The organism is Streptomyces sp. NBC_00654 (genome assembly GCF_026341775.1).
GTDB lineage: Bacteria > Actinomycetota > Actinomycetes > Streptomycetales > Streptomycetaceae > Streptomyces.
Genome location: NZ_JAPEOB010000003.1, coordinates 666,529 through 689,933 on the forward strand (window position 1 = coordinate 666,529; position 23,405 = coordinate 689,933).

23 protein-coding genes and 1 tRNA gene are annotated in these 23,405 nt (G+C 70.9%); 9 read left to right on the plus strand and 15 right to left on the minus strand.

The annotated features are described in order from the left end of the window. The first annotated feature begins 5 nt into the window (after positions 1 to 5). Positions 6 to 662: an SDR family oxidoreductase gene (locus OHA98_RS35345; RefSeq protein WP_266931779.1), complete on the plus strand. Its 657-nt coding sequence runs from the start codon at positions 6 to 8 to the stop codon at positions 660 to 662. A gap of 95 nt (positions 663 to 757) precedes the next feature. On the opposite strand, the gene OHA98_RS35350 is transcribed toward OHA98_RS35345, so the two are convergent. Beyond that, positions 758 to 839: transfer RNA gene (locus OHA98_RS35350), tRNA-Tyr, on the minus strand. A 165-nt stretch (positions 840 to 1,004) separates the two neighbouring features. Here OHA98_RS35350 and OHA98_RS35355 point away from each other — a divergent pair. The 3 genes from OHA98_RS35355 to OHA98_RS35365 all read left to right on the plus strand — a co-directional run bounded on the left by OHA98_RS35355 (position 1,005) and on the right by OHA98_RS35365 (position 3,161). Beyond that, positions 1,005 to 1,493 carry a YajQ family cyclic di-GMP-binding protein gene (locus OHA98_RS35355; protein ID WP_266931780.1) on the plus strand — a complete coding sequence of 163 codons (489 nt, stop codon included), beginning with the start codon at positions 1,005 to 1,007 and terminating at the stop codon, positions 1,491 to 1,493. A gap of 253 nt (positions 1,494 to 1,746) precedes the next feature. Then, a complete protein-coding gene (locus OHA98_RS35360) occupies positions 1,747 to 2,313 on the plus strand; it encodes a methylated-DNA--[protein]-cysteine S-methyltransferase (protein ID WP_266931781.1) in 567 nt (188 codons plus the stop codon). 161 nt (positions 2,314 to 2,474) lie between these two features. Further along, complete coding sequence (locus tag OHA98_RS35365; RefSeq protein WP_266931782.1) at positions 2,475 to 3,161, plus strand: alpha-ketoglutarate-dependent dioxygenase AlkB; 687 nt, start codon at positions 2,475 to 2,477, stop codon at positions 3,159 to 3,161. A gap of 54 nt (positions 3,162 to 3,215) precedes the next feature. Here OHA98_RS35365 and OHA98_RS35370 read toward each other — a convergent pair whose 3' ends face one another. The 14 genes from OHA98_RS35370 to OHA98_RS35435 form a co-directional block, all read right to left on the minus strand. Beyond that, positions 3,216 to 3,488, minus strand: coding sequence for a GlsB/YeaQ/YmgE family stress response membrane protein (locus OHA98_RS35370; protein ID WP_266931783.1), 273 nt, complete (start codon positions 3,486 to 3,488; stop codon positions 3,216 to 3,218). A gap of 81 nt (positions 3,489 to 3,569) precedes the next feature. Next, positions 3,570 to 3,962: a YccF domain-containing protein gene (locus OHA98_RS35375; RefSeq protein ID WP_266931784.1), complete on the minus strand. Its 393-nt coding sequence runs from the start codon at positions 3,960 to 3,962 to the stop codon at positions 3,570 to 3,572. Next, positions 3,959 to 4,822: a zinc metalloprotease HtpX gene (gene htpX / locus OHA98_RS35380; RefSeq protein ID WP_266931785.1), complete on the minus strand. Its 864-nt coding sequence runs from the start codon at positions 4,820 to 4,822 to the stop codon at positions 3,959 to 3,961. Before htpX ends, OHA98_RS35375 begins: the two co-directional genes overlap by 4 nt. A gap of 245 nt (positions 4,823 to 5,067) precedes the next feature. Next, on the minus strand, positions 5,068 to 5,529 hold the full coding sequence (gene mscL, locus OHA98_RS35385) for a large conductance mechanosensitive channel protein MscL (RefSeq protein WP_266931786.1): 462 nt from the start codon (positions 5,527 to 5,529) through the stop codon (positions 5,068 to 5,070). Between the two features lie 129 nt (positions 5,530 to 5,658). Next, positions 5,659 to 7,260 (minus strand): NADH-quinone oxidoreductase subunit N, encoded by a 1,602-nt coding sequence (locus OHA98_RS35390; protein WP_266932546.1) that lies wholly within the window; start codon positions 7,258 to 7,260, stop codon positions 5,659 to 5,661. A 95-nt stretch (positions 7,261 to 7,355) separates the two neighbouring features. Next, on the minus strand, positions 7,356 to 8,939 hold the full coding sequence (locus OHA98_RS35395; protein ID WP_266932548.1) for a NuoM family protein: 1,584 nt from the start codon (positions 8,937 to 8,939) through the stop codon (positions 7,356 to 7,358). A 27-nt stretch (positions 8,940 to 8,966) separates the two neighbouring features. Continuing rightward, positions 8,967 to 10,967, minus strand: a complete 2,001-nt coding sequence (locus tag OHA98_RS35400) for an NADH-quinone oxidoreductase subunit L (protein WP_266931787.1) — start codon at positions 10,965 to 10,967, stop codon at positions 8,967 to 8,969. Then, positions 10,964 to 11,368 carry an NADH-quinone oxidoreductase subunit NuoK gene (nuoK, locus tag OHA98_RS35405; protein WP_266931788.1) on the minus strand — a complete coding sequence of 135 codons (405 nt, stop codon included), beginning with the start codon at positions 11,366 to 11,368 and terminating at the stop codon, positions 10,964 to 10,966. The genes OHA98_RS35400 and nuoK overlap by 4 nt, the downstream gene beginning before the upstream one ends. After that, positions 11,368 to 11,967: an NADH-quinone oxidoreductase subunit J gene (locus tag OHA98_RS35410; RefSeq protein ID WP_266931789.1), complete on the minus strand. Its 600-nt coding sequence runs from the start codon at positions 11,965 to 11,967 to the stop codon at positions 11,368 to 11,370. The genes nuoK and OHA98_RS35410 overlap by 1 nt, the downstream gene beginning before the upstream one ends. Further along, on the minus strand, positions 11,964 to 12,578 hold the full coding sequence (locus OHA98_RS35415) for an NADH-quinone oxidoreductase subunit I (protein ID WP_266931790.1): 615 nt from the start codon (positions 12,576 to 12,578) through the stop codon (positions 11,964 to 11,966). The genes OHA98_RS35410 and OHA98_RS35415 overlap by 4 nt, the downstream gene beginning before the upstream one ends. Beyond that, positions 12,578 to 13,546 carry a complex I subunit 1 family protein gene (locus OHA98_RS35420; protein ID WP_266931791.1) on the minus strand — a complete coding sequence of 323 codons (969 nt, stop codon included), beginning with the start codon at positions 13,544 to 13,546 and terminating at the stop codon, positions 12,578 to 12,580. Before OHA98_RS35420 ends, OHA98_RS35415 begins: the two co-directional genes overlap by 1 nt. After that, positions 13,543 to 14,799: an NADH-quinone oxidoreductase subunit C gene (locus OHA98_RS35425; protein ID WP_323179707.1), complete on the minus strand. Its 1,257-nt coding sequence runs from the start codon at positions 14,797 to 14,799 to the stop codon at positions 13,543 to 13,545. Before OHA98_RS35425 ends, OHA98_RS35420 begins: the two co-directional genes overlap by 4 nt. Positions 14,800 to 14,930: 131 nt before the next feature. Continuing rightward, positions 14,931 to 15,638: an NADH-quinone oxidoreductase subunit NuoB gene (gene nuoB, locus OHA98_RS42795; protein WP_323179694.1), complete on the minus strand. Its 708-nt coding sequence runs from the start codon at positions 15,636 to 15,638 to the stop codon at positions 14,931 to 14,933. Further along, positions 15,629 to 16,024 (minus strand): NADH-quinone oxidoreductase subunit A, encoded by a 396-nt coding sequence (locus OHA98_RS35435; RefSeq protein WP_266931792.1) that lies wholly within the window; start codon positions 16,022 to 16,024, stop codon positions 15,629 to 15,631. Before OHA98_RS35435 ends, nuoB begins: the two co-directional genes overlap by 10 nt. A 174-nt stretch (positions 16,025 to 16,198) precedes the next feature. Between OHA98_RS35435 and OHA98_RS35440 the strand changes: the two genes are divergently transcribed. From OHA98_RS35440 to OHA98_RS35460, 5 genes are all read left to right on the plus strand, one after another. Continuing rightward, positions 16,199 to 17,386, plus strand: a complete 1,188-nt coding sequence (locus OHA98_RS35440) for a sensor domain-containing protein (RefSeq protein ID WP_266931793.1) — start codon at positions 16,199 to 16,201, stop codon at positions 17,384 to 17,386. A gap of 352 nt (positions 17,387 to 17,738) precedes the next feature. Next, the gene (locus OHA98_RS35445; RefSeq protein WP_266931794.1) at positions 17,739 to 19,094 is read left to right on the plus strand and encodes a sensor histidine kinase; all 1,356 of its coding nucleotides are present in this window, start codon (positions 17,739 to 17,741) and stop codon (positions 19,092 to 19,094) included. A gap of 334 nt (positions 19,095 to 19,428) precedes the next feature. After that, entirely contained in the window at positions 19,429 to 20,088 is a 660-nt protein-coding gene (locus OHA98_RS35450; RefSeq protein ID WP_266932552.1) for a response regulator transcription factor, read from the plus strand. 249 nt (positions 20,089 to 20,337) lie between these two features. Continuing rightward, the gene (locus OHA98_RS35455) at positions 20,338 to 22,293 is read left to right on the plus strand and encodes a 2-oxoacid:acceptor oxidoreductase subunit alpha (RefSeq protein ID WP_266931795.1); all 1,956 of its coding nucleotides are present in this window, start codon (positions 20,338 to 20,340) and stop codon (positions 22,291 to 22,293) included. Then, positions 22,286 to 23,344: a 2-oxoacid:ferredoxin oxidoreductase subunit beta gene (locus tag OHA98_RS35460; protein ID WP_266931796.1), complete on the plus strand. Its 1,059-nt coding sequence runs from the start codon at positions 22,286 to 22,288 to the stop codon at positions 23,342 to 23,344. The genes OHA98_RS35455 and OHA98_RS35460 overlap by 8 nt, the downstream gene beginning before the upstream one ends. Positions 23,345 to 23,405: the final 61 nt, after the last annotated feature.

Consider the following 23,405-nt stretch of genomic DNA (forward strand, 5'->3'; position numbering starts at 1 on the left):
TGAGTATGCGCATTGTCATCGCAGGTGGACATGGTCAGATCGCGCTGCGGCTGGAGCGTCTGCTCGCCGCGCGCGGAGATGAGGCCGCGGGCATCATCCGTAACCCGCAGCAGAGCGAGGACCTGCGGGCGGCGGGCGCCGAACCGGTCGTGCTGGACCTCGAATCGGCGTCCGTGGAGGAAGCCGCGGAAGCCCTGCGGGGCGCCGACGCGGCGGTCTTCGCGGCCGGAGCGGGCCCGAACAGCGGCTCGGAACGCAAGGACACCGTGGACCGGGGCGCGGCGGTGCTGTTCGCGGACGCGGCCGAACGGGCCGGGGTGCGGCGCTACATCGTCGTCTCCTCCATGGGCGCCGACCCCGAACACCCGGGCGACGAGGTCTTCGACGTCTACCTGAGGGCGAAGGGGGCCGCCGACGCGGACGTGCGTTCCCGGGACGCACTCGACTGGACGATCCTGCGCCCGGGGATGCTGACGAACGACGCGGGCACCGGGCAGGTGCTGCTGGCCGCCTCGACCGGGCGGGGGCCGGTGCCCCGCGACGATGTGGCGGCGACGCTGCTGGAGCTGCTGGACACCCCGGCGACAGCGGGCCTGACGCTGGAACTGATCGCGGGAAGCGTGCCGGTGACGGTCGCGGTGAAGCACATCGCGGGCAACTGATCGGGCCACCGGGCGCGGCCGCGGAGGGTGCGGCGCACCTGAACGGAAACGAAAGAGCCCCCGACCAGACGTGCTGGTCGGGGGCTCCGTTCGCGTGGCGGCGCCAGGGTTCGAACCTGGGTAGGCTGAGCCGGCAGATTTACAGTCTGCTCCCTTTGGCCACTCGGGCACACCGCCTCGAACGACGCGTCGGAACTCCACTGGGGTGCTCCTTGGCGACGACGTAAACGATACCCGATGCGTAGGGGTGCTCCGCCACCTGATTGATCAGCACTCGGGGCGGGCGGCGATAGCTAGGCTTTGGGCTGTATCCCAACGCATCGACACAAGGAGCCACACGTCATGGCCGACTCCAGTTTCGACATCGTCTCGAAGGTCGAGCGGCAGGAGGTCGACAACGCCCTCAACCAGGCCGCCAAGGAGATCTCCCAGCGTTACGACTTCAAGGGCACGGGCGCCTCGATCTCCTGGTCCGGCGAGAAGATCCTGATGGAGGCGAACGGCGAGGAGCGGGTCAAGGCCATCCTCGACATCTTCCAGTCCAAGCTGATCAAGCGCGGCATCTCGCTGAAGTCGCTGGACGCCGGGGAGCCGCAGCTGTCCGGCAAGGAGTACAAGATCTTCGCCACGATCGAGGAAGGCATCTCCCAGGAGAACGCCAAGAAGGTGGCGAAGATCATTCGCGATGAGGGTCCGAAGGGCGTCAAGGCGCAGGTCCAGGGCGACGAGCTGCGGGTCAGCTCGAAGAGCCGGGACGACCTTCAGGCGGTCCAGGCGCTGCTCAAGGGCCAGGACTTCGATTTCGCGGTGCAGTTCGCCAACTACCGGTAGGCGGTTCACGCGGTTGTCCGGTCCGCCGCGGTTCGCGGCGGCCTGAGGGCGGGGCGGGCGTGCCGGTCGGCGCGGACCGCCCCGCGGGCGTTCCGGGGGCATTCCGGTTGCGGGGCCGGGTGGTGCGTCCCGGTGGGGGCCCTGGACGCGATGTCCGAATGCCGCCAGTGAGGGGGCGGCGCACGGCGCAGACTGGTCGGTGCGGGCCGCGTGGCACAGGCCTCGGTCCGCCGGGCAAGGAGGAAGACACATCATGACGACCGTGTACGCGAAGGTCGGCAGCCCGCTGGGCGAGCTGCTTCTCGTCGGCGAGGTGCCGGCGGGCACCGAGAACGCCGCGGCGGCCGATACGGCGATGGCGGCGGCGGACGGTGTCGGGCTGGTTTCGCTGTCCCTGCCCGGCCAGAAGGGCGGCGCGGTCGTCCAGGACGGCTGGCGGGAGGCTCCTGAGCTGTTCGCCGGGATCGCCGCGCAGCTGGAGGCGTATTTCGCGGGCCGGCTGACACGCTTCGACATCCCGTACGCGGACGGGGCGGGCACGGCCTTCCAGCGGCGGGTCTGGCGGGCGCTGGACGCGATTCCGTACGGCGAGACGGTGTCGTACGGGCAGATCGCCGAGCGGGTGGGCTCCTCCGGTGCGGGGGTGCGTGCGGTGGGGACGGCGATCGGGCGCAATCCCCTGCTGGTCGTGCGGCCGTGTCACCGGGTCATCGGGGCGGACGGGGCACTGCGCGGGTACGCGGGCGGGCTGGAGCGCAAGGAACGGCTGCTGGGGCTCGAAGGCGCCCTGGCCCCGGGGCGCCGAGCCGTGGCCCGCTGAGCCGTGAACCGCTGAGCCGTGGCCCGCTGAGCCGGCTGCTTCTGCCGTGTTCCGGGCCGCTGGGCTCCGGGCTGCGGCTCTGCGAGTGGTCGGTGCGAGTGGTCGGTGCGAGTGGCCAGTGCGAGTGGCCGGTGCGAGTGGTGAGGATGGTGGGGTGAGTGGTGTCGCGCGTGGATCCGCCGCCGTCCGACGGTCTCTTTCCCCGGCCGCGGAGGGTCGTCGCACCGGGCGCCGTTCACGTACCGGAGTGGCTGTCACCGGGCCTGCGGCGGGAGTTGGTGACGGCGTGCCGGGAGTGGGCGCTGGGGCCCGTTCCGCTGCGGCGTACGGTGCTGCCCGGCGGTGGGGTGATGTCGGTGCGGACGGTGTGCCTGGGGTGGCACTGGCAGCCGTACCAGTACGGGCGTACCGCCGACGATGTGAACGGCGCGCGGGTCGCCGGATTCCCGGAGTGGCTGGCGGATCTGGGGCGTGCGGCGGTGGCCGAGGCGTACGGGGACGCGGACGCCGCCGCCTCGTTCGCGCCCGACACCGCGCTGATCAACTTCTATGACGGCGCGGCGAGGATGGGCATGCATCAGGACCGGGAGGAGCGCTCCGGTGCTCCTGTGGTGTCGCTGAGCATCGGGGACACGTGTGTGTTCCGGTTCGGGAACACCCAGGACCGGGGGCGGCCGTACACCGATGTGGAGTTGGCGTCCGGGGACCTGTTCGTGTTCGGCGGACCGTCGCGTCTCGCCTTCCACGGCGTGCCGAAGGTGTACGCGGGGACGGCCGGCCCGGAGACGGGGCTGCGGGCCGGCCGGCTCAATCTGACGTTGCGCGAGACGGGGCTGGGCGATCGGTGAAGCACCGTGCGCCGTGGGCCATGCCGCGTGCGCCGTACGGCGCACGGCTGTGGGTCAGCGGCGTTCGCGTGAGTTGCCGAAGAGCAGCCGGTAGGCGATGAGCAGGACGAGGGAGCCGGCGACGGCGGCCACCCAGGTCGCGGTGTCGTAGAAGTCGTTGCTGATGGGGCGGTCGAGGAACCGGCTGGACAGCCAGCCTCCGACGAAGGCACCCACGATGCCGATGAGGGTCGTTCCCACGATGCCGCCCGGGTCCCGGCCCGGGAGCAGGATTTTGGCTATGGCGCCCGCGAGCAGCCCCAGAATGATCCAACCGACAATGCTCATACCGCCGCACCTACCCCTTGCCTCGTCCTGGAATCCAAGACGCGGCAGAGGTGGTGCGGGTTGCCTGGCGCGGCGCGCGGTCTACCGGGCGGCGAAGGGCTGGTCGGTGCGGACGATCTCCTTGCCGAAGGGCATGAGGGAGACCGGGATCAGCTTGAAGTTCGCGATGCCGAGCGGGATGCCGATGATCGTGACGCACAGGGCGATACCGGTGAAGATATGGCCGAGCGCGAGCCACCATCCGGCCAGGATCAGCCAGAGGACGTTGCCGACGCAGGAGGGCGCACCGGAGTCGCGGCGGTCCACGACCATGTAGCCGAAGGGCCACAGGGCATAGACGCCGATCCGGAAGGCGGCCAGACCGAAGGGGATGCCGATGATCGTGATGCACAGCAGGAGACCTGCGGCGATGTAGCCGAGGAACATCCAGAAGCCGCACAGGACGAGCCATATGACGTTCAGGATTGTCTTCACGGGCGATGACCTGCCATCTGCTCGAGTCGGGCGATGCGCTCCGCCATGGGCGGGTGCGTCGAGAACATCCTGGCCATGCCCCGGCCGGGGCGGAACGGGTTCGCGATCATCATGTGGCTCGCCGTCTCGATCTTCGGTTCGGCGGGCAGCGGAAGCTGCTTCGTACCGGCGTCGAGCTTGCGCAGGGCGCTGGCGAGCGCGAGGGGGTCGCCGGTGAGCTGGGCTCCGGAGGCGTCGGCCTCGTATTCGCGCGAGCGGCTTACGGCCAGCTGGATGACGGAGGCGGCGAGCGGGCCGAGAATCATGATCAGGAGCATGCCGAGGATGCCGGGGCCCTCGTCGTCGTTGGACCGGCCGACAGGGATCAGCCAGGCGAAATTGACGAGGAACATGATGACGGAGGCGAGGGCTCCGGCCACGGACGAGATCAGGATGTCGCGGTTGTAGACATGGCTGAGCTCGTGTCCCAGGACGCCTCGCAGCTCTCGTTCGTCCAGGATCTGGAGGATGCCGTCGGTGCAGCAGACCGCGGCGTTGCGCGGATTGCGGCCGGTGGCGAAGGCGTTGGGTGCCTGGGTCGGCGAGATGTAGAGGCGGGGCATGGGCTGGCGGGCCTCGGTGGAGAGCTCCCGCACGATGCGGTAGAGCTGTGGCGCCTCGAATTCGCTGACGGGGCGGGCCCGCATGGCCCTGAGTGCCAGCTTGTCGCTGTTCCAGTACGCGTAGGCGTTGGTGCCGACGGCTACCAGGAGCGCGACGATCAGGCCCGTACGTCCGAAGAAGCTGCCGATGACGATGATGAGTGCGGACAGTCCCCCGAGGAGTACGGCGGTCTTCAGCCCGTTGTGCCGGCGGTGCACGGTACGCCCTCCAAGTGGTGCAGCAGGGGAACCCTTTGCTTGGTGGTGCTCCACTCTCCAGTGGAGCCTCCCGTACTGGTCAACGCCAGGCGAGGGGAGCTAGTTCCCTTGTGCGCACGGCCGGAGGACGGGGTGTTCCCGGCCGCTCCGGCCGCTCTTCGGGCGCCGTCACCCGTACCGGCGCGCTGCGGGACAGCCTTTGGGCCGTACGGGTGTCCCGGTGAGGCTCGCGGGTGCCGCGGGGGTCAGCGCTGCGCGGGCAGCCCGGCGAGGGCGAGTGCCTCGGGGTCGGGCTGGACGTCACTGGTGCAGTGCCCGCAACGGGAGGCGATGGCGGGGATCTCCGTGTAGCAGCGGGGGCAGTCGCGTACGGCGGCCTTGATGTCGGCCTTCTCGTCGTTCTTGGCCGTGAAGCGGTTCTGGACCTTGGCCATGGGGACGACGACGCAGAAGTAGAGGACCGCGGCGGTGATGAGGAAGGCGATGGCGGCGGCGAGGAACTTGCCGTACGGGAAGATGGCGCCCTGGACCGCGAACTCCGCCGCGCTGAAGTCACCGACCGAGCCGGTGGCGAGGCCGATCAGCGGGGTGATGAACGCGGTGCTGAAGCCGGTGACGACGGCGGTGAAGGCGGCTCCCACGGCGAGTCCGATCGCCATGGAGATGACGTTTCCGCGCAGGATGAAGTCCTTGAACCCGTTCAGCACTGCTCTTCGCTCCTCTGTACCCGCTACGTGACGTCCTTTACGTGACGTATGCAGGCATGAACCCTGCCCTGTGGGGGCCGCCGCGGGCAAACCGATCTTGGGGCTTCCGGGCGGCTCCCGGGGGAAGCGTCAGAAGAGACTGACCGCGGCGAACCTGAGGACGAGCTGCGGGGCACCCGAGAGGACCACGCCCGCGAGGGTGGTGAGAGCGATCGCGGTGACGAGGGGCGCAGGGGCGCGCAGCCGGTGCGGGGCGGGCCCCGGGGCGCCCTCGCCCGCCGTTTCGCCGGTCCCGGTCGCGGCATCCGCCCCGGCCGGGGCGGCGGTGCCGGCCGTGTCGGCCGTGACGGCGGCTTCCGGGCTCCGGAAGAGGGCGGCCGTCCACTGAAGGTAGTAGTAGAGGGCGATCACGACGTTGACGGCCATGACCACCGCGAGCCAGCCGAGACCCGCGTCGACGGCCGCCGAGAAGACGGTGACCTTGGCGAAGAGGCCGATGATGCCCGGTGGCAGCCCGGCCAGGCAGAGCAGGAAGAAGCCCATCGCCAGGGCGGCGAGGGGGCGGGTGGCGTACAGGCCTCGGTAGTCGGTGATCCGGTTGCCGGGGTTCGTACGCGCCACGAGGGCGGCGACGGCGAATGCGCCGAGGTTCACCACGGCGTACATGAGGGCGTACGCGACGGTGGAGCCGATCCGCTCGTCGCCGGCGTACGCGGCGGCGGCGATCGGGACCAGCAGGTACCCGGCCTGCGCGACGGACGACCAGGCCAGCAGGCGGACGGCGCTGCGGGCGCGGGTGGCGTTCTGGCGCAGGGCGGCGACATTGCCGATCGTCATCGTGAGTGCGGCGAGTACGGCGAGGGCCGGTCCCCAGACGTCGGCGTAGGCGGGGAACGCGACCACGGTGACGAGGATGAGGCCGGAGAACCCGACGGCCTTGCCGACGACGGAGAGATAGGCCGCGATCGGCAGGGGCGCGCCGACATAGGTGTCGGGGACCCAGAAGTGGAAGGGTGCGGCGGCCGTCTTGAAGGCGAAGCCGACGAGCGTGAGGGCGACGCCCGCCTTGGCGAGGGTGTCCAGCTGACCGGGTACCCCGTCGAGGCGGGTGGCCAGCTCGGTCAGGTGCATGGTGCCGGTCGCCGCGTACACGAAGCTGACGCCGAGGAGCATCACGGCGGTCGCGACGACGGAGGAGAGGAAGAACTTCAGGGCGGCTTCCGAGGAGCGCCGGTCGCCGCGCTTGATGCCGACCAGGGCGAAGGCGGGCAACGAGGCGACTTCGAGTGCGACGACGAGCGTGGTGAGGTCGCGGGCGGCGGGCAGGAGCGCCGCGCCCGCCGCCGAGGACAGCAGCAGGAACCAGAACTCGCCCGCCGGGAGCTTGCGGGTGTCGTCCAGGGAGAGCAGCGCGGTGAGGAGGGCTCCGCCGAGTACGAGCGCCTGGATGACGAGGGCGAAGTGGTCGGCGGTGTAGCTGCAGGCCCGGGTGGTTTCGGTGACGCAGAAGGTGGAGCGGTCCCCGGCGCGCAGCGGGACGAGGACGGCGAGGGCCGCGAGGAGTCCGGCGATGGTGCCGTAGCCGAGGTACTGCTTGCGGTGCTCGGGGAGGAAGAGGTCGGCGACGAGGACGATCAGGGCGCAGGCGGCCACGATGACGGGCGGTGCGATGGCGAGCCAGTCGATGGACTGGACGAGGCTGGGGGTGCTGTCGGCCGCGGCGGTGAGCAGCCCCGGGACTCCCGTGCCCGCCTCCGCTCCTGCTCCTGCTCCTGCGTCGATTGCCGGGCGGACGGCCCCGGCTGCTGTGGTCACGAGGTCCGCGGTCACGACTTGCCTCCTGCGAGGAGCTTCTGCACGGCCGGGTCGGTGAGGCCGAGGAGGACGGCGGGCCAGAGTCCGGCGAGGACGGTGAGGGCGGCGAGCGGGGTCCAGGCGGCGAATTCGTACGTCTGGATGTCGGCGAGCTGCCGGGTGCCGGCGGGGTGCTGGGCCTCGCCGGGGTGCCGGGTCCCGGTGGGCTCACCCATGCAGACGCGGCGTACGACGATGAGCATGTACGCGGCGGTGAGCAGGGTGCCGAACGCGCCGATGGCCATGAAAGTGCGGAACGCGGGGCGGCTGAGGCCTTCGGCGGGGTCGAACGCGCCGAACAGGGTGAGCATCTCGCCCCAGAATCCGGCGAGTCCGGGCAGCCCCAGCGAGGCGACGGCGGCGAAGGCGAGAAGGGCGCCCAGGCGGGGGGCCCGGCCGTAGAGCGCCGCTCCGGTGGCACCGGCGAGGGTGTCGAGGTCGGCGGTGCCGTACCGGTCCTTCACCGCGCCGGCCAGGAAGAAGAGCAGGCCGGTGATGAGGCCGTGGGCGATGTTGGCGAAGAGCGCGCCGTTGACGCCGGTGGGGGTCATGGTCGCGATGCCGAGGAGGACGAAGCCCATGTGGCCGACCGAGGAGTACGCGATCAGGCGCTTGAGGTCGCCCTGGGAGCCGGGTCGGGCGAGGGCGAGGCAGGCGAGGGATCCGTAGATGATTCCGGCGACCGCGAAGGCGGCGAGGTAGGGCGCGAAGGTGTGCATCCCGTCGGGGGTGATGGGGAGCAGGATGCGGACGAACCCGTAGGTGCCCATCTTCAGCATGACCCCCGCCAGGAGGACGGAGCCGACGGTCGGGGCGGCGGTGTGGGCGTCGGGGAGCCAGCTGTGCAGCGGCCACATCGGGGTCTTCACGGCGAGGCCGATGCCGATCGCCAGGACGGCGATGACCTGCACGGACGAGGTGAGACCACGGCCGTTGTCAGTGGCGAGTGCCACCATGTCGAAGGTGCCGCTCTTCAGTCCGATGAGGAGCAGGCCCAGCAGCATGACGACCGAGCCGAGCAGTGTGTAGAGGATGAACTTCCAGGCGGCGGCCTGCTTCCGGTCGCCGCCCCAGCGGGCGATGAGGAAGTACATCGGGATGAGGACCATCTCGAAGGCGAGGAAGAACAGCAGCAGATCGAGGACGGCGAAGGTCGCGAGGGTGCCGGACTCCAGGACGAGGATCAGGGCGACGAAGGCCTTCGGGGAGGGGCCGGAAGGCATGGCGAAGTAGCTGTACAGCGCGCAGAGGAAGGTCAGGAGCGCGGTCAGTACGAGAAGGGGGAGCGAGATGCCGTCGATGCCGAGGTGGATCCGTACGTCCAGCGCCGGGATCCAGCTGATGTCGGTGGTGGCCTGCATCTTCGACGGGTGGTCGTGGTCGAAGCCGGCGGCCAGGACGATCGCGGCGATGAGGACGACGCCGGTGACGGTCACTCCGTGGCGGAGCACCGCCTGGTCGGGGTTCCTGCCCCGCAGTCCGGGCGGTGCCGGAAGAAGGGCCGCGACGGCGCCGAGGAGCGGGGCGACGACGATGAACGCGAGAAGGAACTGCATCACGGATTCGCTGATATCGATCACGGCTCACGACCCGGCGTTGACGGTGGCAAAGACGACGGCGGCGATCGCCAGGACAAGGGAACCGGCGAGCAGTGCGCTGAGGTAGGTCTGCACGTTGCCGGTCTGGGCACGGCGGACGGCGGTGCCGAGCCAGCGTGCGCCGGTACCGGAGCCGCGTACATAGGTGTCGACGACCTCACGGTCCAGGAAGCGGACGACGCGGGCCGCGGCCAGCACGGGGCGGACGAAGAGCGTCGCGTACAGGGCGTCCAGGTGGAAGCCGGCGGCCGCGTGGCGGTGGAGCGGGCCGAGGAGCAGACGGCCGGGGTCGGCGGGATCGGGGGCGTCCCCGTCGTGGCCGTAGGCGGCGGTGTGCGAGGTCATCGCCTCGACCTCGACCAGGGCGGGCTCGGCGTCGGGGTGGGCGACGACCGCGCCCATCGGGGTACGGGCGGCCAGCGCCGTGCGGTGCCGCCAGGCGGCATAGGTGACCAGACCGCCGACGAGGCCGACGCCCGTGGAGAGGACGGCGGTGGCGAGGGAGGGGGTGAGGCTGTGGCCGTCGAACCAGTCGGAGATCGTGCCGACGGTGAGCCCGAAGGCGATGGTGGGGACGGCCAGGAGCCACAGGACCGAGGTCATGGCGACGGGCTGCCTGCCGTGGTCGGGGGCCTCGGCACCGCGGCCCCGGAAGGCCAGCAGCCACAGGCGGGTGGCGTACGCGGCGGTGAGGACGGCGGCGAGGAGTCCGGCGACGAGGATCGTCCAGCCCGCGGCGGCCGGGGCGATGTCGCGGTCGCCGAAGGCGGTGTGCTCGGCGGCGACGAGGACGGCTTCCTTGGAGAAGAAGCCGGCGAACGGCGGGATCGCGGCGAGGGCGAGGAGGGCGACGGTCATCGTCCAGTAGGCGTCCGGGATGCGCTGGGGCAGGCCGCCCATACGGGACATGGCGGCCAGTGAGTTCGTCCCGGCGGCGTGGATGACGACCCCGGCGGCGAGGAAGAGGACGGCCTTGAACGCACCGTGCGAGAGGAGGTGGAAGACGGCGGCACCGCGGTCGCCGACGGCCAGAGCACCGGACATGTAGCCGAGCTGGCCGATCGTCGAGTAGGCGAGGACCCGCTTGATGTCGTCCTGTGCCAGGGCCGCGATTCCGGAGCCGATCATCGTGACGGCGGCCATCACCGCGAGCACGACGAGTGCCGCGTCGGAGGCGGCGAAGACGGGGAGGAGCCGGGCCACGAAGTAGATACCGGCGGCGACCATCGTCGCGGCGTGGATGAGCGCCGATACGGGCGTGGGACCGGCCATCGCGTCGGGCAGCCAGGTGTGCAGGGGGAACTGCGCGGACTTGCCCGCGACGCCCGCGAGGAGCAGCAGGGCGATGAGGGTGGGGTGGTCGAGTCCGCCGTTCGCGACGGCTCCGAGGATGCCGGTGATGCGGAAGGTGCCGGTGTCGGCGGCGAGCGCGAACAGGCCGATGAGGAAGGGGACATCGCCGAGCTTGGTGACCAGGAAGGCCTTGAGCGAGGCTGCCCGCGCTTCGGGCGTCTCCCAGTAGTGGCCGACGAGGAAGTACGAGCAGATGCCCATGATCTCCCAGCCGACCAGGAGCACCATCAGGTCGCCGGAGTAGACGACGAGGAGCATCGCGGCGGTGAAGAGGGAGACGAGGGCCGCGTACGAGGGGTAGCGGGGGTCGTCGCGCAGGTAGGCGGTCGAGTAGATCTGCACGCAGGTCGCGACGAGCCCGACCAGTACGGCGACGAGGACGGCGAAGCCGTCGAGGTGCAGGGCGAGGTCGATGGGGACCGAGCCGGTGGGGGTCAGCTGGGTCGCGGCGTCGATGGCCGGGCCGCCGCCCTGGCGTGCGGCGACGATCACGGCGATGACGGCCGCGCCGAGGGTGGGGAGGATCGCGAGGGGGCGTACGTAGCCGGGGGCGGTGCGGCCGAGGAGCAGGCCGGCCGCCGCGCCCAGGAAGGGGAGGAGGGGAACGAGGGCGGCGAGGGTCGTGGTGGTCACGCGGTGGCCTCTGCCTTCTTTGCCTTCCCTGCCGGAGCAGTGGCCTGGTGTGCGTCGTCGTCGGCGTCCGCCTGGTCCGCCTCTTCGGCGGCGTCCGTCTCGGCGGTGTCGCGGAGGCGGTCGATGTCGGAGCTGCCCCGGTTGCGGTAGACCGCGAGGACGATCGCCAGGCCGATGCCGATCTCGGCCGCGGCGATGGCGATGGTGAAGAGGGTGAGGGCCTGGCCGGAGTGGAGTGCGTCGCGGAGCCAGACGTCGAAGGCGACCAGGTTGAGGTTGACGGCGTTGAGCATCAGCTCGACGGACATCAGGACGAGGATCGCGTTGCGCCGGGCGAGTACGCCGTACAGCCCGGTGCAGAAGAGGAGGACGGCGAGCACGGCGGGATAGGCGAGGTGCATCAGCTCTTGTCCTCTCGGCTCTTGTTGTCCTTGCGGGACAGGACGATCGCGCCGACGAGGGCGGCGAGCAGCAGGACCGAGAGCGCCTCGAAGGGCAGCACCCAGTGCCTGAAGAGGAATTCGCCCGATGCCCGGGTGGAGCCCTGGGCCGGTCCTTCCAGGTCGATCCAGGTGGTCCGGAACGCGTCCACGACCACCCAGACGAGGGCGGCAGCGGCGGCCGCGGCCACGCCGAGGGCGACCCACCGGTTACCCGAGTCGGCGTCCGGGGAGCGGCCGATGGGCGCTCTGGTCAGCATCAGTCCGAAGAGGAGCAGGACGACGACGGAACCCACGTAGATCAGGACCTGGACCCAGGCGATGAACTCCGCGGTGAGCAGGAGGTACTCGACCGCCAGACCACCGAGCGTCACGACCAGCCAGAGGGCGGCGTGGACGAGCTGCTTGGTCGTGACGGTGATGAGTGCCGCGCCGAAGGTGGCGAGGCCGACCAGGAGGAAGGCGATCTCGACACCGGTCGGGGAGAGGAAGCCGGGGTGATCCGCGGCGGTGGTGACCGTGGCAGCCGTCGTGGCGGCGGCGGTGTCGGCGAGGGTCACTGGTCCCCCTCCTGCTTCGGTGTCTGCTGGGCTTCCTGTGTGGCCTGTGCTTCCTGGGCCTGCTGGGCTGCCTGGGCTGCCTGGGCGCGTTGGGCTTCGAGCTTCTCCGCGGTCTTGCGGGCCGCGGCGATCTCCTTCGGCTCCTCGGCCCCCGGGTCGAGCGCGGGCGGCTCCGGCACGGTCCACATCCACTCGCGGAGCTTGTCCCGCTCGTGGGTGAGCTCGTGGATGTCCGTCTCCGCGTACTCGAACTCCGGCGACCAGAACAGCGCGTCGAAAGGGCAGACCTCGATGCAGATACCGCAGTACATGCAGAGCGAGAAGTCGATCGCGAAGCGGTCGAGGACATTGCGGCTGCGTTCACGGCCGCCCGGGGCCGCCGCGGGCACCGTCTCCTTGTGGGAGTCGATGTAGATGCACCAGTCGGGGCACTCCCGGGCGCAGAGCATGCAGACCGTGCAGTTCTCCTCGAACAGGCCGATGACACCGCGGCTGCGGGGCGGCAGTTCGGGCTGGACGTCCGGGTACTGCGCGGTGACGGTCTTCCTCGTCATCGTGCGCAGGGTGACGGCGAGGCCCTTGGCCAGGCCGGAGCCAGGGATCGGAGGCACTAGTTGATCGCCACCTTCACGATGCCGGTGAGCGCGATCTGCGCGAGAGCGAGCGGGATGAGCGTGGTCCAGGCGAGCTTCTGCAGCTGGTCCTCGCGCAGGCGGGGATAGCTGACGCGCAGCCAGATGACGACGAAGGCGAGGATGCCGGTCTTGAGGAGGGTCCAGACCCAGCCGAGCCCGTCGGCCCCGAGCGGACCGTGCCAGCCGCCGAGGAACAGCACCGTGGTCAGGCCGCACAGGACGACGATGCCGGCGTACTCGGCCAGGAGGAACAGGGCGAAACGCAGCCCGGTGTACTCGGTGTACGCGCCGAAGATGATCTCGGAGTCGGCGACGGGCATGTCGAACGGGGGGCGCTGGAGTTCGGCGAGTCCGGCCACGAAGAAGACCAGGGCTCCGACGATCTGCCAGGGGAGCCACCACCACTCGAAGGCGTTCAGGATGCCGGGGAGCGAGACGGTGCCCGCAGCCATGGCCACGGAGGCGGCGGCGAGCAGCATCGGCAGTTCGTAGGCGAGCAGCTGGGCGGCGGTCCGGAGTCCGCCGAGGAGCGAGAACTTGTTGGCCGAGGCCCAGCCGGCCATCAGCGAGCCGAGTACCCCGATGCCCATCACCGCGAGTACGTAGAAGATGCCCGCGTCGACGACCTGGCCGACCGCGCCCTCGCTGGGGCCGATCGGGATGGCGACGAGGACGAGGAGGTACGGCAGGAGCGCGACGGCGGGCGCGAGCTGGAACACCCGGCGGTCGGCCTCGGCCGGGACCACGTCCTCCTTCTGCGCGAACTTCACGCCGTCCGCGACGAGCTGGGCCCAGCCGTGGAAGCCACCGGCGTACATGGGGCCGAGACGGCCCTGCATATGGGCCATCACCTTGTGCTCGGTCTGGCCCACGACGAGCGGGACGACCATGAACACGGCGAAGACGATGATGAGCCGGAGGGCGACGTCGAGTACGTCGTTCACGCGGTATCCCCTCCGGCGGGACGGTCGGGGCGGTCGGACTGATCGGAACGGTCCGGGCGGTCCGGACGGTCCGGACGGGTTTCTGTGTCGGGGTCCGGCGCGGCGTCCGGCTCTGCGTCCGGCGCGGGGGCGGGCGTTTCGCCCGTCGACCGGGGCGTGCCGGCCCCGCCTCCGTCGGTGTCGTCGAACGCGGGGCGGGCGTCGTGCCAGGGGGCGTCCGTGCTGCGCGGCGGTCGCGGGGTGCGCGGGGGCGTGGCCCCGGGGGCGCTCGCCGTGTCGTCCGGCGCGGACGCGGTGTCCGGCGCGGACGCGGTGTCCGGCGCGGACGCGGTGTCCGGCGCGGACGCGGTGTCCGGCGCGGACGCGGTGTCCGGCGCGGATGCGGTGTCCGGTTCAGGGGCCGGGGGTGTCGCCGCGCGCTGCTGGCTCGCCGAACCCTCGGACACGCTGCGCGAACGCCGCGGCCGGGCGGCGGGAGCCGCAGGGGCCGCGGGAGCCGGAGGTGTCGCGGGCTCTGCGGACGCACCCGCCGCACCCGCCCTACCTGCCGCACCCGCCGTCGTGTCCGCCACCTCCGCCGTGCCCGTCGCCGCGCGCTGGGCGGCCGAGCCCTCGCTCGCGCTGCGGGCGCGGCGTACGGGGCGGTCGCCCGCCGCGGCGCGGGCGCCGCGGGCCGGGCGGGAGGGGGCGGGCGGGAGCTGGCCCTTGAGCGGGCCCCATTCGTTCGGGTCGGGGACGCCGGGCGGCAGCATCGTACGGCGCTTGGGACCGCCGTGCTCGGACTCGCCCGGCTCCTTGGCTCCGGGCCATGCCTTGGCGACCCGGGCGGCCAGGACGAAGTCCTTGCGCAGCGGGTGGCCCTCGAACCCCTCGGGCAGCAGCAGCGGGACGAGGTGCGGGTGGCCCTCGAAGCCGATGCCGAACATCTCGTGCGTCTCGCGCTCGTGCCACTCCGCGCCCGCGTAGACGCCGATGGCGCTGGGCAGGACCGGGGCCTCGTGCGGAACGGTCGTACGGACCAGGAGGCGGCGGACCGTACCGGTTCGCGGTGCCGCGACATGGGCGCAGACGCGGAAGCCGGTGCCGGGTTCGTCGACGGCGCTGAGCCAGTCGAAGTAGCCGCAGCCCAGTCGGTCGCGGGCCGTTTCGAGGGCGTCGATCCACGAGGCGGCGGGAACGTCGACGGTCAGCAGGTCGTAGGCACGCTCGGCCGTGGCGTCCGCGCCGAAGATCTCGGTGACGGCGTCCGGCAGCCGGTCGTACGCCTCCGCACCGGCCGCGGCCGCTGGAGTCGCGTCGGCGGGCGTGGGCGCTGACGTCGCGTCGGCGGGCGTGGCCGCTGGCGTCGCGTCGGGCGTGGCGCCGGAGGCGGCATCGGGGTTGGTCACTTCCCCTCCTCCCCCGGTGCGGTGGGGGCGGTGACCGGCGCGCTGAGCAGCGCGGCGGTGGACGCGCGGCCCGCGTCGGCGCCCTCGGGGGCGTCCGGCCCGGTGGCGTACCGCTCGGCGAGCGACTCGCGGGCGATCTTCTCCTGGAGCTTGAGGATGCCCTGGAGCAGCGCCTCGGGCCGGGGCGGGCAGCCGGGTACGTACACATCGACCGGGATGATCTGGTCGACGCCCTTCGTGACGGAGTACGAGTCCCAGTAGGGGCCGCCGCAGTTGGAGCAGGCGCCGAAGGAGATGACGTACTTCGGCTCTGGCATCTGCTCGTACAGGCGCTTGACGGCCGGGGCCATCTTGTCCGTCACCGTGCCGGACACGATCATGAGGTCGGCCTGGCGGGGGCCGGGCGCGAACGGGATCACCCCGAGCCGGATGAAGTCGTGGCGGGCCATCGAGGCGGCGATGAACTCGATGGCGCAGCAGGCGAGTCCGAAGTTGAAGACCCAGAGGCTGTAGCGGCGGCCCCAGTTGAGGATCACCTTCATCGGCTCGGGGGCGAGCCGGGAGAGCACTCCGAGCCGCTTCGGCTCCGGCAGCGGAACCGGCTGCGCGGCCGGCTTCGAGGCCGGTGGCGAGTCCGGGGTGGATGCCTGTCGCGGCGTCGGACCGGGCTGCGGTTCCGGGGTCGTCCGGCTCGTCACGCCCATTCGAGGACGCCCTTCTTCCATGCGTAGAGCAGTCCCACGGCCAGGAAGCCGAGGAAAATGAACATTTCCACCAGCGTCGTCGCACCGTATCCGGGGGCCGCGAATACCGTCGCCCACGGAAAGAGGAAGATCGAATCGACGGCGAAGATCACGTACAGGAAGGCGTAGACGTAATAGCGCACCTGTGTGTGCGCCCATCCCTCCCCGACGGGGTCCACACCGCACTCGTAGGTAAGGAGTTTCTCCGGCGTCGGAACCACGGGCCTGAGCAGTCGGCCGGCCCCGAAGGCGACGGCGACGAACAGCACGCCGATCAGGGCGAGCAGTCCGACCACTGAATAGCTCTGGAAGTACTCCGACGCGAGAACGGTCGATTCGGTCCTCACGTCCGCCCCTCGCTCCCTCGAACACACCGGTCCGGCCATCTGTACGCACGGGAGTCTAGGCCCTGTTAAAGAACTGGTAAGCAGCCGCGTCGCGCAACGGGGTGGGGTTATCCCTACTTCACGCCGCCCACGAGCCCCATGGCGTGCGCGGTCGCGGCCCGGCAGGCTGGTCGTATGACCATGAGCCCCTCTGCACCCGACAACGACCGGCCGCCACCCGCGCGCTTCGCCTTCGACCGGTGGACCTGGAAGGAGATCGCGTACCTCCTGGCCAACCTGCCCATGGCGATTGCCGGTTTTGTCTACGCGGTGTTCCTGCTCGGTGTCGGCGTGGGGCTCTCCGTCACGGTGATCGGTCTGCCTCTGCTCGCCGTGGGGCTCCAGGGCGCCCGGCTGCTCGGCCGGGCGGAACGGGGCCGGGCGCGGGCCTTGCTCGGTCTGCACGTCGAGGAGCCGAGCTCGATGGCGCGCAGCCGCCGGGACGCCGGGTTCTTCCCCTGGCTGTGGACGGGGCTGAAGGATCCGGTGGGCTGGCGGGCGCTGCTGTTCGCGTTCATCCGGCTGCCGTGGGGCATCGTGACGTTCGTGGTGACCCTGGTGAGCCTGTTCGTCCTGTGGCCGGTGCTCCCCTTCATCGCGCGGGCGCTGAGCAATGCGGACCGGGCGATGGTACGGGGACTGCTCTCGCCCTCCGACGAACTGGAACGCAGGATCGCGGAGCTGGAGTCGGACCGGGGGGTCGTCGTGGACACCGCGGCGGCCGACCTGCGCCGCATCGAACGCGACCTCCACGACGGCGCACAGGCCCGACTCGTCGCCCTCGCCATGGACCTCGGCCTCGCCAAGGAAAAACTCACCGCCGACCCCGAAGCCGCCGCCCGCATGGTCGACGAAGCCCACGGCGAGGTCAAAGTCGCCCTCCAGGAACTCCGCGACCTCGCCCGCGGCATCCACCCCGCCGTCCTCACCGACCGAGGACTCGACGCCGCACTCTCCGCCATCGCCTCCCGCTGCACCGTCCCCGTGAACGTGTCGGTCGAGCTGCCGGGGCGGCCCGCCGAGGCGATCGAGGGCATCGCCTACTTCACCGTGTCGGAACTCCTCCAGAACGTCAGCAAGCACAGCGGCGCCCGGTCGGCGTCCGTCGAGGTGTGGCGGGCGGCCGACCGCCTGCTGATCCAGGTGCGGGACGACGGGTCGGGCGGTGCGCGGATGGACGGCGGTACGGGGATGGCGGGTCTCGCGGAACGCCTGGGGGCGGTGGACGGGCTGTTCGTCCTGGACTCCCCGGTGGGCGGCCCGACGACCGTCACCGCGGAGCTGCCCTGGCGCGACCGTACGGAGCACGCGAAGGCGGTATGACGACGGCTACGGCGCGGAAGAGCCGGGCCGAGGCCGTTACGGCGCGGAGGGCGCGGCCGAGGCCATTACGGCGCGGAGGCGTTGCGGCCCGACCGTGCCACCGCCACCACGCCACCACACCGCCGCCACGCCATCGCCCACCGGACCACCGCCCACCGCACCGCCGCGCGAGGGCACTGCGGCGGCACCGGGGGTCTCCCCGTCCGCCCGGGGGGTGGGGAAAACCCCCGGGCGGATACGGAGACCCCCCTCATGGTGCGAGGCCCCCGCGGCCCCGCACCCTGGTACCAGTTGAGAAGCCACATGCCGCGGAGAACGAGCCGCTGCGACAGAGACGGAACGGACGGACCTCATGGCCACGGCATACGGACCGGACACGCGGGACCTCCAGAGGTCCGGTTCCGGCGCCGGGGACCACCCCCCGGTCAAGCACTTCCTCCCGGCCGCGCTGCGTGCGCCGCTGGAGGCACGGGCGTGGCGCGAGCTTCTGTACCTGATGCTGAGCCTCCCGATCAGCATCGTGCTGTTCGCCCTCTCGATCACCATGACCACGATGGGCTTCGGTCTGCTGATCACGTTCCTCGGCATCCCGGTACTCGCGGTGGGGCTGGCGATGTGCCGGGGCTTCGGCGCGCTGGAGCGGATCCGGGCACGCGGGCTGCTGAAGCTGGACGTGGCGTCCCCCGAGCCGGCGCGGGGGAAGACCGGCGGCATGATGTCGTGGGTCGGCGCGGTACTGAAGAGCGGGGTGTCCTGGCGGCACCTGCTCTACTCGCTCCTGCACTTCCCGTGGGCGATCTTCGCCTTCGTCGTGGCCATCACGTTCTGGTCGGTCGGGTGGACGATGTTCACCTATCCGCTGTGGCACTGGGTCTTCCCGGCGTACACGGGTGCCGGCGGGATCCAGCTGTACGGCGACGACAACCACCGGATCTACCTCGACTCGCCCTACGAGCTGGCCGTGACCAGTGCGATCGGCCTGGCCGTGGTGCTGGTCACGCCGTGGGTCGTCCGGGGCCTGGTGTCCGTGGACCGGCTGCTGGTCTCCGGTCTGCTCGGCCCGTCCCGGCTGGCCACCCGCGTCACCGAGCTGGAGTCGGACCGGGGGGTCGTCGTGGACACCGCGGCGGCCGACCTGCGCCGCATCGAACGCGACCTCCACGACGGCGCACAGGCCCGACTCGTCGCCCTCGCCATGGACCTCGGCCTCGCCAAGGAAAAACTCACCGCCGACCCCGAAGCCGCCGCCCGCATGGTCGACGAAGCCCACGGCGAGGTCAAAGTCGCCCTCCAGGAACTCCGCGACCTCGCCCGCGGCATCCACCCCGCCGTCCTCACCGACCGAGGACTCGACGCCGCACTCTCCGCCATCGCCTCCCGCTGCACCGTCCCCGTGAAGGTCGAGGTGGACCTGACGACGAGGCCCGCCCAGGCCATCGAGGGGATCGCCTACTTCACGGTGTCGGAGCTCCTGCAGAACGTCAGCAAGCACGCACACGCGACCCGTGCCACGGTCGACGTCTGGCGGGCGGCGGACCGTCTGATGCTCCAGGTCACGGACAACGGACGGGGCGGCGCCGATGTGACGTCGGGCAGCGGTCTGGCCGGTCTGACGGAGCGGCTGGACGCGGTGGACGGCATCCTCGTGGTCGAATCCCCGGTGGGCGGCCCGACCACCATCACGGCCGAACTGCCCTGGCGCGGCTGAACCCGGCCCGCAGCGCCCCTCAGCCGACCCGCGGCCCCCTGCGGCCCCCGCGGCCCCTGCCCCGCCCCGGACGCCCGGTCCGCGGCGGGGCGGCGGGCTGTCCTGCCGCGGACCGGGCGGCCTCGCCGTGATCGCCCGCCGGGCCACCCGTACCACCACCTGGTGAAACTCCCGACACGCTGCGTGTCCAGCCCCGAATCGGGGAAACCTCACCAAGTCGCACCCCCCTGTTCCCGGCGCCGCCCCATCCGCCCGCCGGTCCTGGGATGCTGGGGACGACAGAAGCCGGACACACATCAACAACAGTGGGGGACACAGCGTCGTGGAGGACAGGGTGCGGGTGGTCATCGCCGAGGATTCGGTACTGCTTCGGGAAGGACTCACCCGGCTGCTCACCGATCTCGGGCATGACGTCGTCGCGGGGGTGGGGGACGCCGAGGCGCTGATCAAGACCGTGGCGGACCTCGACGCGCAGCAGGCGCTGCCCGATGTCGTGGTGGCCGATGTGCGGATGCCGCCCACCCACACCGACGAAGGGGTGCGGGCCGCGGTGCAGCTGCGCAAGGACTACCCCGGGATCGGGGTGCTGGTGCTCTCGCAGTACGTCGAGGAGCAGTACGCCACCGAGCTGCTGGCCGGAAGCAGCCGGGGCGTGGGCTATCTGCTGAAGGACCGGGTGGCGGAGGTCCGGGAGTTCGTGGACGCCGTCGTACGGGTGGCGCAGGGCGGGACGGCGCTGGACCCGGAAGTGGTCGCGCAGCTGCTGGGCCGGAGCCGTAAGCAGGACGTCCTGGCCGGGCTCACGCCGCGCGAGCGGGAGGTCCTCGGTCTGATGGCCGAGGGCAGGACGAATTCCGCGGTGGCCAGACAGCTGGTGGTGAGCGACGGCGCGGTGGAGAAGCACGTCAGCAATATCTTCCTGAAACTGGGCCTCTCCCCCAGTGATGGAGATCACCGGCGCGTTCTGGCCGTCCTCACCTACCTCAGATCCTAGGGAACTGACACCCTGTCAGATCTGTCGCGGAAGTCGAGGACCTAGCACCAAAGAATGAGCACGCAGCGTTTCGGGTGAACGACTGGGGGGCTTGGAAATAATGTCAAATCGGGCCAAATGGGTGTCTCAAAAGGGCGTCCACCATATGACCGGTCCCTGGAGGGCGACCCCTGCGGAAGTAGGGTGGGCCCTGGGACCACCGGCGGGCCGGACGGTCCCGAACCGCCGCCCCGAGGGAGGTCCAGTTCAGTGACCAGCCAGGTCAGTAGCCCGGCCGAAAGGGCCGATGAGGCCGGCGAGGCCGTCGTCGGGGAGCAACGAGCCCCCCGGTCAGGAACCACAGGCGCCGACGGGAAAGAGGTCCGCCGCCTGGACCGGGTGATCATCCGTTTCGCGGGTGACTCCGGCGACGGTATGCAGCTCACGGGTGACCGGTTCACCTCCGAGACGGCCTCCTTCGGGAACGACCTCTCGACCCTGCCGAACTTCCCCGCCGAGATCCGGGCCCCTGCCGGGACCCTGCCGGGCGTCTCCTCCTTCCAGCTGCACTTCGCCGACCACGACATCCTCACGCCGGGCGACGCTCCCAACGTGCTGGTGGCGATGAACCCCGCCGCGCTGCGGGCGAACATCGCCGATGTGCCGCGCGGCGCCGAAATCATCATCAACACCGATGAGTTCACCAAGCGGCCGATGGCGAAGGTGGGGTACGCGACCAGCCCGCTGGAGGACGGCTCGCTGGAGGCGTACAACGTCCATCCGGTGCCGCTGACCACGCTGACGCTGGAGGCGCTGAAGGAGTTCGGACTCCCCCGCAAGGAGGCCGAACGCTCGAAGAACATGTTCGCGCTGGGCCTGCTGTCGTGGATGTACCACCGGCCGACCGAGGGCACGGAGAGGTTCCTCCGGCAGAAGTTCGCGAAGAAGCCGGAGATCGCCGAGGCGAACGTGGCCGCGTTCCGGGCCGGTTGGAATTTCGGTGAGACCACCGAGGACTTCGCGGTCAGCTACGAGGTGGCGCCCGCCACACAGGCGTTCCCCACCGGGACGTACCGCAACATCTCCGGGAACCTCGCCCTGTCGTACGGGCTGATCGCCGCGAGCCGGCAGGCGGACCTGCCGCTCTACCTCGGCTCGTACCCCATCACCCCGGCCTCGGACATCCTGCACGAGCTGAGCCGCCACAAGAACTTCGGCGTGCGGACCTTCCAGGCCGAGGACGAGATCGCGGGCATCGGCGCCGCGCTGGGTGCCGCCTTCGGCGGTTCGCTGGCGGTCACCACCACCTCCGGTCCGGGCGTGGCGCTGAAGTCGGAGACCATCGGGCTCGCCGTCTCCCTCGAACTGCCGCTGCTGATCGTCGACATCCAGCGCGGCGGCCCGTCGACCGGGCTGCCCACCAAGACCGAGCAGGCCGACCTGCTCCAGGCGATGTACGGGCGCAACGGCGAGGCCCCGGTGCCGATCGTGGCCCCGCGGACCCCGGCCGACTGCTTCGACGCCGCGCTCGACGCCGCCCGGATCGCGCTGACGTACCGGACTCCGGTGTTCCTGCTCTCCGACGGCTATCTGGCCAACGGTTCCGAGCCGTGGCGGATCCCCGAGGTCGACCTGCTCCCCGATCTGCGGGTGCGGTTCGCCACCGGCCCCAACCACGAACTGGCCGACGGCACCGAGGTGTTCTGGCCCTACAAGCGCGACCCGCAGACCCTGGCCCGCCCCTGGGCGGTGCCCGGCACCCCGGGCCTCGAACACCGTATCGGCGGCATCGAGAAGCAGGACGGCACGGGCAACATCTCGTACGACCCCGCCAACCACGACTTCATGGTCCGCACCCGGCAGGCCAAGATCGACGGCATCGAGGTCCCGGACCTGGAGGTCGACGACCCCTCGGGAGCGCGGACGCTGGTGATCGGCTGGGGCTCGACCTACGGGCCGATCACCGCCGCCGTACGCAGGCTGCGCGGCGCCGGACACTCCATCGCCCAGGCGCACTTGAGGCACCTCAACCCCTTCCCGAAGAATCTCGGCGAGGTGCTGGGGCGCTACGACAAGGTGGTCGTCCCGGAGATGAACCTCGGACAGCTCGCCATGCTGCTCCGGGCGAAGTATCTGGTCGACGCCCACAGCTACAACCAGGTCAACGGAATGCCGTTCAAGGCCGAGCAGCTCGCGACAGCTCTCAAGGAGGCCATCGATGCCTGACACCAACGAGCTGCTGCAGCTGGTGCCGAAGGCCGAGGCGAAGCAGTCCATGAAGGACTTCAAGTCCGACCAGGAAGTGCGCTGGTGCCCCGGCTGCGGCGACTACGCGGTCCTCGCCGCCGTGCAGGGGTTCATGCCCGAGCTGGGCCTGGCGAAGGAGAACATCACCTTCGTCTCCGGCATCGGCTGCTCCTCCCGGTTCCCGTACTACATGAACACCTACGGGATGCACTCCATCCACGGCCGTGCCCCGTCCATCGCCACCGGGCTCGCCACCTCGCGCCGCGATCTGTCGGTGTGGGTCGTCACCGGTGACGGCGACGCGCTGTCCATCGGCGGCAACCACCTGATCCACGCGCTGCGGCGCAATGTGAACCTGAAGATCCTGCTGTTCAACAACCGGATCTACGGGCTGACGAAGGGCCAGTACAGCCCGACCTCCGAGGTCGGCAAGATCACCAAGTCGACGCCGATGGGTTCGCTCGACGCGCCCTTCAACCCGGTGTCGCTGGCGATCGGCGCGGAGGCCTCGTTCGTGGCCCGCACGGTCGACTCCGACCGCAAGCACCTGACCGGCGTGCTGCGCGCGGCGGCCGACCACCCGGGCACGGCGCTGGTGGAGATCTACCAGAACTGCAACATCTTCAACGACGGCGCGTTCGAGGTCCTCAAGGACAAGGAGAAGGCGCAGGAAGCGGTGATCCGGCTGGAGCACGGGCAGCCGATCCTCTTCGGCGCCGAGGACGCGAAGGGTGTCGTACGGGATCCGGCGACCGGTGATCTGCGGGTGGTCGCGGTCACCGAGGAGAACCGTTCGCAGATCCTGGTCCACGACGCGCACGCCGCCTCGCCGACCACGGCGTTCGCCCTCTCCCGGCTCGCCGACACGGACACCCTGCACCACACCCCCATCGGGGTGCTGCGCAGCGTCGAACGGCCGGTCTACGACAGCCAGATGTCCGAGCAGCTGGACTCCGCGGTCGAGCGCAACGGCAAGGGCGACCTGGCCGCGCTGCTCGCGGGCAACGACACCTGGACGGTCATCGGCTGACGGCGGGCCGGCCGGCCCGCCGGCCCCCTCACCGCGGACAGCGGCACCCGACGAGGCCCGG

Bases quoted from the DNA above. Each gene is read 5' to 3' on its own strand.
- OHA98_RS35345 (WP_266931779.1), top strand. From the start codon at position 6: ATGCGCATTGTCATCGCAGGTGGACATGGTCAGATCGCGCTGCGGCTG.
- OHA98_RS35355 (WP_266931780.1), top strand. From the start codon at position 1,005: ATGGCCGACTCCAGTTTCGACATCGTCTCGAAGGTCGAGCGGCAGGAG.
- OHA98_RS35360 (WP_266931781.1), top strand. From the start codon at position 1,747: ATGACGACCGTGTACGCGAAGGTCGGCAGCCCGCTGGGCGAGCTGCTT.
- OHA98_RS35370 (WP_266931783.1), bottom strand. From the start codon at position 3,488: ATGAGCATTGTCGGTTGGATCATTCTGGGGCTGCTCGCGGGCGCCATA.
- OHA98_RS35395 (WP_266932548.1), bottom strand. From the start codon at position 8,939: ATGCAGTTCCTTCTCGCGTTCATCGTCGTCGCCCCGCTCCTCGGCGCC.
- nuoK (WP_266931788.1), bottom strand. From the start codon at position 11,368: ATGCACCTCGCCTATCCCGCCGTGCTCGCCGTCCTCCTCTTCTGCACC.
- nuoB (WP_323179694.1), bottom strand. From the start codon at position 15,638: ATGGGCGTGACGAGCCGGACGACCCCGGAACCGCAGCCCGGTCCGACG.
- OHA98_RS35440 (WP_266931793.1), top strand. From the start codon at position 16,199: ATGACCATGAGCCCCTCTGCACCCGACAACGACCGGCCGCCACCCGCG.
- OHA98_RS35445 (WP_266931794.1), top strand. From the start codon at position 17,739: ATGGCCACGGCATACGGACCGGACACGCGGGACCTCCAGAGGTCCGGT.
- OHA98_RS35460 (WP_266931796.1), top strand. From the start codon at position 22,286: ATGCCTGACACCAACGAGCTGCTGCAGCTGGTGCCGAAGGCCGAGGCG.